The organism is Echinicola strongylocentroti (genome assembly GCF_003260975.1).
GTDB classification, from domain to species: Bacteria; Bacteroidota; Bacteroidia; order Cytophagales; family Cyclobacteriaceae; genus Echinicola; species Echinicola strongylocentroti.
In genome coordinates this window covers 3,202,905-3,215,572 of the sequence record NZ_CP030041.1, presented here as the reverse complement: position 1 = coordinate 3,215,572, position 12,668 = coordinate 3,202,905, and the positions used below count along the sequence as shown (strand labels likewise).

General features: G+C 45.6%; 10 protein-coding genes. 4 read left to right on the top strand and 6 right to left on the bottom strand.

Going from position 1 to position 12,668, the window contains the following annotated elements; all coding sequences use genetic code 11:
• Positions 1-211: 211 nt before the first annotated feature.
• The gene (locus tag DN752_RS12495; RefSeq protein WP_112784256.1) at positions 212-862 is read left to right on the top strand and encodes a TetR/AcrR family transcriptional regulator; all 651 of its coding nucleotides are present in this window, start codon (positions 212-214) and stop codon (positions 860-862) included.
• Positions 863-1,140: 278 nt separating this feature from the next.
• Here DN752_RS12495 and DN752_RS12490 read toward each other — a convergent pair whose 3' ends face one another.
• The 6 genes from DN752_RS12490 to nth all read right to left on the bottom strand — a co-directional run bounded on the left by DN752_RS12490 (position 1,141) and on the right by nth (position 7,087).
• Entirely contained in the window at positions 1,141-1,644 is a 504-nt protein-coding gene (locus tag DN752_RS12490) for a peptide-methionine (S)-S-oxide reductase (RefSeq protein WP_112786530.1), read from the bottom strand.
• A gap of 28 nt (positions 1,645-1,672) precedes the next feature.
• Complete coding sequence (gene msrB / locus DN752_RS12485) at positions 1,673-2,116, bottom strand: peptide-methionine (R)-S-oxide reductase MsrB (RefSeq protein WP_112784255.1); 444 nt, start codon at positions 2,114-2,116, stop codon at positions 1,673-1,675.
• Between the two features lie 272 nt (positions 2,117-2,388).
• A complete protein-coding gene (locus tag DN752_RS12480) occupies positions 2,389-3,126 on the bottom strand; it encodes a hypothetical protein (RefSeq protein ID WP_112784254.1) in 738 nt (245 codons plus the stop codon).
• 297 nt (positions 3,127-3,423) lie between these two features.
• A complete protein-coding gene (locus DN752_RS12475; RefSeq protein WP_112784253.1) occupies positions 3,424-4,608 on the bottom strand; it encodes a glycosyltransferase family 4 protein in 1,185 nt (394 codons plus the stop codon).
• Positions 4,605-6,401, bottom strand: coding sequence for an asparagine synthase (glutamine-hydrolyzing) (asnB, locus tag DN752_RS12470; RefSeq protein ID WP_112784252.1), 1,797 nt, complete (start codon positions 6,399-6,401; stop codon positions 4,605-4,607). Before asnB ends, DN752_RS12475 begins: the two co-directional genes overlap by 4 nt.
• A 2-nt stretch (positions 6,402-6,403) precedes the next feature.
• The gene (gene nth / locus DN752_RS12465; protein WP_112784251.1) at positions 6,404-7,087 is read right to left on the bottom strand and encodes an endonuclease III; all 684 of its coding nucleotides are present in this window, start codon (positions 7,085-7,087) and stop codon (positions 6,404-6,406) included.
• A gap of 762 nt (positions 7,088-7,849) precedes the next feature.
• Here nth and DN752_RS12460 point away from each other — a divergent pair.
• The 3 genes from DN752_RS12460 (at position 7,850) to acs (ending at position 12,132) form a co-directional block, all read left to right on the top strand.
• Entirely contained in the window at positions 7,850-8,107 is a 258-nt protein-coding gene (locus DN752_RS12460; RefSeq protein WP_112786529.1) for a DUF4212 domain-containing protein, read from the top strand.
• 36 nt (positions 8,108-8,143) lie between these two features.
• On the top strand, positions 8,144-9,847 hold the full coding sequence (locus DN752_RS12455) for a sodium:solute symporter family protein (protein ID WP_112784250.1): 1,704 nt from the start codon (positions 8,144-8,146) through the stop codon (positions 9,845-9,847).
• A 386-nt stretch (positions 9,848-10,233) separates the two neighbouring features.
• Positions 10,234-12,132, top strand: coding sequence for an acetate--CoA ligase (gene acs / locus DN752_RS12450; RefSeq protein WP_112784249.1), 1,899 nt, complete (start codon positions 10,234-10,236; stop codon positions 12,130-12,132).
• Positions 12,133-12,668 lie beyond the last annotated feature (536 nt).

Sequence of the window (12,668 nt, the reverse complement as noted above, 5' to 3'; positions counted from 1 at the left end):
TAACTATAGATAAAGCTGTTTCTTTTTTAGAAGCAGAGGTGTAACTGTGTATAGGCTTCAGATAATAGGGCATCATAGGAATAATAACAAGCCAATTCAGCCAATGGCGCTAATGCGTAATAAATGTTGATTTAAAATTAATTTAGGTAATAATAGCCAATAAAAGGTTTTGATTTTATCAACATTTCAGCAATTTGTTAGTTTTAAAGATATGGAAAAGAAAAAGAAAATCTCCACGAAACAGAGGATCATCAATGAGGCTATCCGTTTGTACAATTTACATGGAGCCCATAATATCACCAGTCGGCATATTGCGGCTGAATTGGGAATAAGTCACGGCAATCTCGATTACCATTATAATAATCGCGAGGCGATTTTGTTGGCAATCTACAAGCAGATGCGAGAGGAGATGAGTGCGTCATATGAGTCACAAAAGGGCGCAACAGCCTCGTTCGAGGATTTTCATTTGCTTTTGGTCCATTTGGAGAGTTTCCATATGAAATACCGTTTTTTCAATATGGATGTATTGGAAATCTCTCGGTCTTATCCAGATGTAAGCAAGCTCCTAGGTGATACCATAGTGCTGAGAAGTAAGCAAATGGCCGATTTTTTCGAAAGATTTTTACAGGATGGATACATTGATAATTCGATAAATCCCTTCCTTGACCGCCTGCAACACACCATTCGTATCGTCATCACGTTTTGGTTATCACAACGTGAAGTCTTGACTAGTTTTAAATTCCAGGGAGATGGTGAAATGGCAAGACATATTTGGGAGCTTATTATTCCTTTTATGACCGATGAAGGGTTGAAGGAGTTTGACAGAATGATTGCGAAACATGGTTATAGTCTGGTAGGTTAAACCCGGAATATGCATTAGCCTATCTGTTGCGACCTTAAACTGCTTCAAAATCAGCCGTTTCACTTTAGTTTTCGGCATAACCGTAGCGGTGATACGCTAATGCCTCCAAACTAACTGATTTTCTTGCAATTTCAGCTCTCACTACGATTCCTAACGCATAATCCGGGTTAAACCCAAATCCTAAGACGTGGGGAAAGTAACGTAAAGTAGCTAACTTATCAAACAACCACATTAGGCACATAGGGCACAATAGGGAAATTACATAATCAATTTACCCTTCACTCATAGCTGTCTAACGGCTCTTTAAAATAGCTACCCAAGCTACGTTGGAGTAAGAACAATTTAGGTTGGATGTGACGCTCACAGAACGGTGCTTCAGGTTTATTTAGGTAATAATTGGTAAAGAAATCCGTGTTGGATTTGAAGGCTCCAAAGTCCATCGTCTGTGTGACAAGTGGCTGGTCAAATTCAGGTTGTAACTGTTGGAGACAATCATGGGCCTTTCTTTTCTGACAATCATCAAAAACATATACAGCAGAACGATACTTCTCCCGCATGGCATGCTGTGAGGTGCTGCTGTGAGTGATCAGATGGGCTTTTACCAGCACGGCCAAAGGGATGATATCTTCGTCATAATGTACCAAGACCGCCTCTGAAAAAAAGTCCGGGTTATCTTTTGCAGCAATCCAGCCTTGGTGCACCTTGGCCACCCCTTTTAGGTGCTGAAAAACCGCTTCAGTACACCAATGGCATCCTCCCCCAAATCCTATTTGCTGCAACATGCTGACTGCGGATTTTTGCATGCTGTGATTAAGAGACTTTTTGCAGTGAAACGGCGTTGACGCAGTAGCGAAGTCCACTGGGCTCTGGGCCATCAGGAAATACATGGCCGAGATGTGCATCGCAGGTATTACAGGTGACTTCTACCCGGACCATTCCGAAGGCGACATCCTTATGATAAGCGATTGTGCTTTCTTCCACGGGCTGAGTGAAGGAAGGCCAGCCTGTGCCGCTTTCGAATTTTTCACCCGCATCAAAAAGTAAAGTATCACAGCATACACAGGCATATTTTCCAGGTTCAAAACGACTACACATCTCTGAGCTATGTGCCCTTTCAGTGCCTTTTAGACGGGTGATTTTGTATTGCTCCGGTGTCAGGAGGTTTTTCCATTCCTCCTCACTTTTATTTACCTTTTTTTGGGGAGTAGGATTACCGTTGTTCGCAAAATGAATGACGTTTGACCAGTTTAGCATGATCGGTTGAGTTTATTTCTTGGATCGAATTTATAATAGTTTTTTGAAATGACGCGTATATAATTTCTACCACACAACAATACTTCTCTAAGATTAGCTCCCTGCCTTGCCAAATTCTTTTTGGCCCTGATGGGTCTCTTGCTTCCACAAAAAGTCAGGTATACTAGTACTTTGGTATTTAGATTAGGGACTTTACACTTAAGACTTCTTTTTTCATTAAGGTTATTCACACTTGCAAATAGGAAAGTAATTAACATTGGTTGGCGTTTTCCTTAACTCATCAGTCCGCCATCCAGTGTCCTTTCATCTGTCAGGAGCAATTTATAATAGATGTCAATGATGATCGAAAGCTCTTCAAACCACAATGGCGCATTGTCTTGCTGATTGTCCAAAAAACGCTCTGCCGAAAAATAGGGGTGGATATTTGATGTCTTGTAGCGCAACTTCATATAATCCATATAAGCTCCGTCTTCTTGCTTGGCCGTGGCCAAAGCATACATAAAAAGTCCATCTTTGTTAAACGTAAGTGCTGTCTTTTTGCTGATTGCCACCGGAGAAGGCGATGAAAATAATGGCGGATTATGACTTGGCACTTTTGACCTTACTTGCTGGCTACTTAAGGAATAATCGGGAAAGTTGGAAGGCATAAGCTGCTTGACGGGGTATTTGGTATAATTATCCTCTTCATGCTCATAGATATAAATGTCCTTTCGAAGTCCTGAACTTTCCATGGCTTGGAGAGTTTCAGGGATTCCCGGCATTTGCTTGATGACCGCAATGGGGCGTTGACGGAAAACATCCTCGATGAAGTGCCTTGTCTTTTCCCTTTGGCTGGAGAAATCAGCATAGTGCACCTCCAAAAATCGCCCATATGAATTTATAAGCATGGACAATGCCTGCATTTTCTCCGCACCCAGTTCTGTAGAAAACGTTTCCTTTTCCTGGTGCCGGGGAGTGCAGCTAGCCAAAAGCAGTAGCAAGAAAAACCAAATGAGTAGGGTGTTTTTCATGGTAAAGGAGGCATGTGGATTTGTAAATGCTTAAAAATCAGCATTTTTACGGTTTAATATACGTAATTTGCTCCAAAAAAACGATGCTGCTAATTGATAATTTCTAAAGAAATTTCCCCAAAATAGTTAAACCCGGATTATGCGTTAGGAATCGTAGTGAGAGCTGAAATTGCAAGAAAATCAGTTAGTTTGGAGGCATTAGCGTAGCACCGCTACGGTTATGCCGAAAACTAAAGTGAAACGGCTGATTTTGAAGCAGTTTCAGGTCGCAACAGATAGGCTAATGCATATTCCGGGTTAATCACCTCCAATTACCTTCAACAATTTTTCGACTGCAATGGGTACGGAATATCGGCTTGTGGCCAATTGTCTTGAGCGTAGCTTCATGCTGGCTAGCAGTTCAGGGTTTTGCTCCCATTTTTCCAGTTCTTGCAGCGTATTCAGTGGTTTTTTGTGATCGAAGAATATCCCGAGGCCATGACCTTTGACAAGGTGCCAAACCCAGCCTTCATGGTTGATCAGGATGGCATTGCCCATCGCGATGGCGTCAAAGAATTTGTTGGGGCTATTGGTTTCCAGGACGGGCAAATCGTCAAAGGAAATGAATGACAGATCAGTGTGGCTAAGCAATTTTCTGACCTGCTCTTTGCTCCCAAATGGCAGAAACTGCAGGTTTTTTAGCTCCAACCGATTGGATTCGGCTTTGATGGTATCCAACTGCTTGCCTTTTCCCATGATCGCAAATTGCCAGTTCTTCCCCTCTCGCTGGGCCAGATCAGCCAATTTGACCAGTTCATCCACAGCGTTGACATCTCCGACGGCACCGGTATATGCTATGGTGAGGTGATCGGGACTCCAGCCCATTTTACGCAGAAAAGCAGGGTCTTTTTCTGCGGACGGCGTGAAAAATCCCACATCCGAAAAATTGGGTATGAGATGTACCTTTTTCTCTGGGGCTACGGCATGGATATAATCACAGATTCCTTGGGACAGTCCGACGATCTGGGAGGCTTGATGATAGATGTTCCGTTCTAGCTGGTACAGGATTTTCTTTAACCAAGTATGCTGGATCATGCCTACCTGGATGGGCGCTTCTGGCCACAAGTCCCGCACTTCAAAAACATACGGTAAGCCAAGTTTTCTTTTTGCCCATAAACCTATCAGTCCCGTGGTCAATGGTGTAGAGGTGATGTAAAGCAGATCTGGATGCTGAAGCCGCTTTATCAATCTTTTTGCATGCCGCACAAATTGATAGAAAGCCCATACCCTGCGGTAAAAGCCAAAGCTGTGGTCATACTGTACAGGAAGATAATGAACCTTGATACCATCGATTTCTTTCAGCTGGTAGTGGTTTTCATTGTGGGTGGTGATCATTTCTACATCGATACCGGCTTCTACCAAGCCTTTGGCCAAGTGATAAGACCGGACCGCCCCGCCTTCTTCGGGAGTGACGAAGTATTGGTGGATGTAGATGATTCTCATAGTTGATGATACGTGCACCAAGCAGCAAGGATATACAGGTTCCAGATTTCTAGAAAATGGTGTTTCAGGTGTTTGCCTGGCTGAAGTGCCAAGGTAAGCATTTCTTCAGAAATAGTGTGCTGATGCTCTTGGGCAAAGGTTTTGATTGTTTCAAATACCAGAGATTGGAGTTCCTTATCTTCTTCCAGCCATTCCCGTAAGGGTAAGCCAAAGCCGGTTTTTTTGCGAGAAGCGACTTTACCTTGTCCGCCATCTGCCAAGAGGGCTTTGATCCATTCTTTGGGTTTTAGGGCGAGGTGCTGTTCTTCGGAAAGTGATTTGCTCAGGCTGACCAATGCTTCATCCAAGTAGGGGGCACGGCCTTCCACCCCATGCGCCATCAGGGCATTGTCATGGATTTTTAGGACATCATTGACGAGGTAATAGCTACGGTCCCACTCCAAGGCAGCCTTGTAAGGAGTAAGGCCACTGGGATAATAGGCAGCAAATGCGCTAAGGTGCTCTTCTGGAATGGTACCAAGTGAACTGAAATTCAAGAAAGTAGTGGATTCATCTTCCCTTATCCCCTTGGCCAATTTCTTGAACCGTCGGCCCAGGAACGGAAAGTTTCCGATGGATTTGGCCGCATTTAATACAAGTGCTTTGTGCTGTAGATAGTGTTTGAATGCTTCGTGTCGGTTATACCCGCTGAAGAGCTCGTCTGCACCGGCACCGCTGATGAGGATACGAACATGCTTTTTGGCCTCCTTGGCAATCATCCAGCTGAGGAAACTTGCACTGTCCCCTATTGGCTGATCCAGCGAGGCAATATATTCCGGCAGATGCTGCAGCAGAAGCTTTGGAGTGACCAAGACTTCATGGTGTGCACAGCGGTATTTCTCCGCTACTTTACGTGCATAGACCGGATCGGGGTATTTTTTCAGGTACTTCTGCTCAAAGCTCACCGTAAAAGTAGGAAGAGGAATGTCCGTTTCCTGTGCCCAGCATTGCAAAAGCAAACTACTGTCCGCTCCTCCGCTCAGCAGCACACCCACCGGCACATCCGCCTGAAAGTGTTTCAATACCGCATCGGTAAGCAAGGACCGGAAATCTTCTTTATCGGGCAATTTTTGGTGATGTGAGGGGATTTCCGTTTGGAACTCCCCGGTAATATTTCCCTCAAAATCCAGTTGGAGTACTTTGCCTGGCAAAATCTGCTGGACTTGCTGGAAGAAACTTTTGTCCGGAAAGCTGTGCCTGGAGTAAAAGTAGGGCACCAACTGGCCACTGCCCAGCCGCTTTGGGGTAAGTCCAGAAGCAAGGATACCACGTGCTTCGGATGAAAGGAGCCAACGGTTGTTATGGTGAAAGTAGTACAGTGGTTTTTTGCCATGCGGATCTCTGGCGATGATGACTTCTTTGCTTTCCCTATGAACAAAAACCAACGCATACATCCCCTGAAGCGCTTTCACCCCAGAAGCTCCATGGGTCTTTAGCCATTGCAGCAGCACCTCACTGTCGGAGCGGCTTTCGAATGCCACGCCTCCCTGTAAAAGTTGATTTCGGAGATCGTCGGAATTGTAAATGGCACCGTTCCAGACTAGCGTAAATGCACCATCATCTATTTGCACTGGTTGGTTGGACCAATCACCCAGGTCCACGGTCTTCAGACGGTTTCCGGCCACGAATAACTGGTCGTTGATTTTGCACCAAGCAGAAAGGTCGGGGCCACGGTGCGCGGTAGCCTTCATCATTTGCTGAATGGCGGTTTTCCCACTTTCGGAAAAATTCATTGCCAGGTTGATCCCGCACATGGCTATTTTCTTTTGGGAAGCAAGTCTTTTTCAGCTTCTATTTTGGCTTGGTTCTTTTCATAATACCGACAAAAGTGCGTGATCTCACACTCGGCACACTTCGGGCTTCTGGCCAAACAGACATAGCGGCCATGTAGGATCAGCCAGTGATGAGCCACATGGATATGTTCTTTGGGAATGTGTTTGATCAGCTGTTTTTCTACCTCCAGCGGGGTTTTGGCATTCTGTGGCACCAGTCCAAGGCGCTTGGAAACTCGAAAAACATGGGTATCCACCGCCATATTGGGCTGGTTCCAGACCACTGATGTGATGACATTGGCGGTCTTCCGCCCCACCCCTGGCAGTTTGATCAGCTCTTTGACGGTATCCGGAATTTCACTGTCAAAATCCTCCACCAGCATTTTGGCCATGCCCAGCAGGTGTTTGGTTTTGTTGTTGGGGTAGGACACTGATTTGATATAGGGAAAAAGCTCGTCAAAGTCAGCGGCTGCCAAATGCTCGGGCGTAGGGAAATCCCGGAAAATAGCGGGCGTGACCATATTGATACGCTTATCGGTACATTGAGCACTTAAGATGACTGCTACTAATAACTGAAACGGCGTTTCATACTGAAGTTCCGTCTCGGCTGCAGGCATGTGCGTGGAAAAATGGTCAATAAATGCTTGGTAGCGCTCTTTCTTTAACATGTCTCTTTTCCTAGTCCAGCCCAAAGATAAGGGAAAACACGGCGAATTGGAAAGCCCCAACTGGTTTCGGTTCGTTTTAACCCGGTTTATCAATGTCGTTTAGTTAAGAAGATGTTCCAACACGGATCGTCCACTGAGAGAATTATGGTTTTAATCCATGGCCTTTTTTTTTTATGTATGAAATGGATCCGCCTTGCAGATATTGGGCGTTAAGAAATTAAAAAGCGGGTAGGCAAGAAGGCAGGCTTGTTTGACGAAATACTAGCCAAAAAGAATGTTGGCAGCTAGAAAAGGAGGAGTTTGCCTGCATGAGGAAAGGTTTGAAACTGCAATAAAACCAGCTTTCAAAGTAGGCTTGACATAAATCATCGTTTGGAGGAGCCTCATTACAGGCAGCAAGTGGTGGCTCACAGTCTTTAGAGCATCTTACTGTTGCCACCATTAAAATGGAAAGAACCTTTAATTTCAACTGGATAATTTTCATCATAACATTTGGATGCTGTACTGACCAATACGTATTCAAGTGACCAAACGCTACAATTTACCGATGAGACCGCTTTGTTGATTGTACTGTAGTGTGATGGTGCGGCAAAAAAATATTTTGAATACCACTGGATTATCGGGCATTTTATCGTTAATTAATAAACTGAAAAGAATCGGTTTAATCCATCTGTGATTGGCATGGTTGGATATTGCTCCGTTTACTTTTCTGAATTATCCATGCATATTCATCAGTACAACCCATAATAATCAATGCCTGACATGAGTCAACAAGAAAAAATGAAGGCCTACTGGAGGCGAAATGTAAAGATTTTACTTTCCCTTTTGGCTGTTTGGTTTACCGTTTCCTTCGGATGTGGCATTTTGCTCGTCGATGTTTTAAACAAGGTGCAACTAGGGGGCTTTAAGCTCGGCTTTTGGTTTGCACAGCAAGGAGCCATTTATGTTTTTGTGATCTTGATTTTTGTGTACGTCTGGCTGCTCAATAAGCTAGACCGCGAATTTGATGTACACGAATAATTTTTACCACTTTCCCCAACCACAACCTTCTCAACAATGGATATTTTAACTTGGACTTATATACTTGTAGGGCTTTCTTTTGCCCTATACATTGGCATTGCGATCTGGAGCCGGGCAGGTTCTACCAAAGAATTCTACGTGGCCGGTGGAGGCGTTTCTCCCTTGGCCAACGGCATGGCAACCGGCGCTGACTGGATGTCTGCGGCTTCTTTTATCTCCATGGCAGGATTGATTTCCTTTATGGGCTACGACGGTTCTGTTTATCTCATGGGCTGGACAGGAGGCTACGTATTGTTGGCGCTATTGCTGGCACCCTACCTGCGCAAATTTGGAAAATTCACCGTACCTGATTTTGTGGGCGACCGATATTACTCCAATAAAGCCCGGGTGGTGGCTGTTTTTTGTGCCATATTCATTTCATTTACCTATGTAGCCGGCCAAATGCGCGGCGTGGGCATTGTCTTTTCCAGGTACCTGGAAGTGGACATCAATACGGGAGTGATCATCGGGATGTGCATCGTGTTCTTTTACGCCGTTTTGGGAGGCATGAAAGGCATTACTTACACCCAAGTGGCTCAATACTGCGTGCTGATCTTTGCTTTTATGGTCCCGGCGATATTTATCTCCATGCAGTTGACCAGCAATCCGATTCCACAATTGGGTCTGGGCGGAACCGTAGAAGACGGGACGTACTTGCTGGACAAGCTGGACGGGGTGCTGACAGACCTGGGTTTTCATGCCTATACCACTGGCAAGAAATCCATGGCAGACATGTTTGCGATCACGCTGGCCCTTATGGTGGGAACGGCCGGGCTTCCACATGTGATTGTCCGATTCTTTACTGTGCCAAGGGTAAGAGATGCACGGCTTTCCGCAGGATATGCCTTGGTATTCATAGCCATTCTCTATACCACGGCTCCGGCAATTTCCGCTTTTGGTATTTACAATGCCATAGAGTCCGTTTCAGAAAAGCCCATCGATGACCTTCCAGAGTGGGTCAACAACTGGCAGCAAACACAGCTGATCAAGATCAATGACAAGAACCAAGATGGCGTGGTACAATACGTCGCGGATCCAGACAAGAATGAATTTACCATTGACAAAGACATCATGGTACTTGCCAATCCAGAGATCGCCCAGCTACCCAATTGGGTGGTAGGCTTGGTCGCAGCCGGAGGGATGGCCGCAGCACTTTCCACAGCTGCAGGCTTGCTACTGGTGATTTCTACATCTGTCTCCAGGGACCTGGCCAAAAACTTCAACCCCGGTATTTCTGATAAAAAGGAATTGTTCATCGCCCGAGTGGCCGCCGCCGTGGCGGTGATCGTGGCGGGTTATTTTGGGGTGAATCCTCCCGGATTTGTGGCTGAAGTGGTGGCCTTTGCTTTTGGCTTAGCGGCGGCATCTTTTTTTCCGGTGATTATTATGGGGATCTTCTCCAAGCGGATGAACAAGGAAGGTGCTATCTGGGGCATGCTGGTGGGCTTGATATTTACCCTTTCTTACATCATCTACTTCAAGTTCGGGACGGATCTGTTTGGCATTCCTGCCGAAAGTCTCGCGCCTGAGCATTGGTGGTTTGGGATTTCTCCTGAAGGCATCGGGTCTATTGGGATGGTGCTAAACTTCCTAGTGAGTTTTGGAGTGTCCAGGGTAACACCTGCACCACCAGAAGCGGTGCAGGAGATGGTAGAAGACATCCGAATCCCAAGAGGCGCAGGACAGGCACAAGGGCATTAGCTTGGAAATAGTAAGTGGATTTGAGTTAAAAACTCAAGACTAGTGGTTCCGCAGCATAGCTGTCGGAACAACGGTCCCTACAGCTGTCGCTGCCTTCGAATGACGGATTGATAATCAATTTTATTATCGGACTCAGGTTAAAGAAATTAGATGGGGACGGTAAGGGCTTCTTAATGGGACATTATTGGTTAAATCCTCCTTTTTTTACCTAGAAAACATCAATTAATTGCTTAGATTTAGCAAAGCATATTTATTGGATATTAAATTGGTCTTTCTGCAAATATTTACCAAACGTTCGATAAGTTGATAGAAATAATTCGTTATACTAGTAGCGTACAATGCAGTAAAATCGAATTAATAATAAAACCTAAAACCATAATTAGACGATGAGTGATAGAATTCACACCTTAAGTGGTTACTTTCATGAGTATCAAAAAAGCGTAGCCGAGCCAGAACAGTTTTGGGCACGGATCGCCGATTCCTTTCACTGGAAAAAACGATGGGACAAAGTGCTGGAATGGGACTTTGAAGGCCCTGATGTGAAGTGGTTTGTCAATGGGAAAGTCAATATCACCGAAAATATACTAGAGCGCCACCTGTTTATCATGGGCGATCGCCCGGCTATTATCTGGGAACCCAACGACCCCAATGAGGAAGGCAGAACACTAACCTATCGCCAGCTTTACCATGAGGTCTGCAAGTTTTCCAATGCGCTAAAGGCGAAGGGAGTCCAAAAGGGAGACAAGGTCATCATCTATATGCCGATGGTGCCAGAGGCGGCCATTGCGATGCTCGCCTGTGCGCGTATTGGTGCGGTTCATTCGGTGGTTTTTGCCGGTTTTTCCAGCTCTGCACTGGCAGATAGAATCAATGACTGTGAAGCCAAAGTAGTGCTTACCTCAGACGGGAACTTCCGGGGAACAAAAAAGATAGCGGTCAAAGATTTGGTGGACGAAGCATTGGAGAAAACAAGTACCATAGAAACGGTAATTGTCTATCAAAGAACCAAGCAGGACGTGACCATGGTGGAAGGCCGCGACATTTGGTGGCATGATGTCATCGAAGGGCAGCCGGATACCAATGAAGCCGAAGTAATGGACAGTGAGGACATGTTGTTCATCCTGTACACCTCCGGTTCTACAGGTAAGCCAAAAGGAGTAGTACACACCACAGGTGGTTATATGGTGTATTCTAAATACACCTTTGAAAATGTTTTCCAATACTCTCCCGGTGACGTTTATTGGTGTACAGCGGATATCGGATGGATTACAGGCCACTCCTATATTGTTTATGGACCGCTATTGGCGGGAGCTACTTCCATCATGTTTGAGGGTGTGCCGACTTATCCTGATGCAGGGAGGTTTTGGGCCATCGTGGACAAGTATCAAGTCAACCAGTTCTACACCGCCCCTACGGCCATTCGTGCACTGGAAGCGCATGGTACCAAGCCCATAGAACCCTATAAACTGGATTCCTTAAAAGTCCTGGGATCGGTAGGAGAGCCTATCAATGAAGAAGCTTGGCACTGGTACCACACCCACATTGGCAAAAACCGATGCCCTATCGTGGATACTTGGTGGCAGACCGAAACGGGCGGGATCATGGTTTCCCCGATCGCAGGGATCACACCCAACAAGCCTGCTTATGCGACGATGCCCCTCCCAGGAGTGCAGCTGGCCATTGTCGATCCAGAGGGTAAAGAACTGAAGGGAAAAGCTGTTGAAGGAAATCTCTGCATCAAGTTTCCGTGGCCGGGAATGCTGAGAACTACCTATGGTGACCATGAACGGTGCAAGCAGACGTACTTTTCTACTTATCCAGGGATGTATTTTACCGGTGATGGAGTGAAGCGCGACCATGATGGGTACTACAGGATCCTAGGTCGGGTAGATGATGTGATCAACGTGTCCGGACACCGAATGGGGACTGCAGAAATCGAAAATGCCATTAACGAGCACCCTAAAGTGATCGAATCAGCGGTAGTGGGCTATCCACATGAAGTCAAAGGACAGGGAATCTACGCCTATGTGATCTGCGACCTGAAAAACAGGACAGAAGAAAACCTCATAGGAGAAATCAAAGACACCATTACGAAGAGCATCGGCCCGATCGCCAAGCCGGATAAAATCCAGATTGTACCAGGCTTGCCAAAAACCCGATCAGGGAAGATCATGCGTCGTATCCTGCGAAAAGTAGCTGAAGGCAGCTTCGACAATATGGGCGATACATCCACCTTGCTGGATCCTGCTGTAGTAGAGGATATCATCGAAGGAAGAGTGGAATAAAGCTGATCACCAAGTTAAAAAATAGTTAAAGCCGCTCCTTTCCGGGAACGGCTTTTTTACTTTTATAAGGATAAAAAAAATACCGGAACTGCCCAAAGCTAAAACCTGTGAGTCGATTTTTGTAAAGTACTAACCTGAGCTCGACTTAATTTTAGTATAAAAAGCGTCATTGCGAACCCTTTTTAGGAGGATGTGGGTTGGAAAAGGGTGTGGCAATCCCCAAATTCTGAGACTGCCACGGCTTCCACCCGCTCAGAGCCCCCTCTAAGCCTCGCAGTGACGGTTTTATAATCGAACTGAGGTTACTAATGCTTTAGAATGGGGTCAGCGGCTCCAAGCTCGTCAGGGCTGGGGCAGAGACCCAGCACAACACTGTACTTTTCTCATATCTCACGTCTCAAATCCCATAACTCAATACCATTTTTTTCCTTTCGGTACTTTTTGAGTAGATTGCTTGCCTAATCGGGCTATACACCGTTAAACCCGGAATATGCATTAGCCTATCTGTTGCGACCTTAAACTGCTTCAAAATCAGC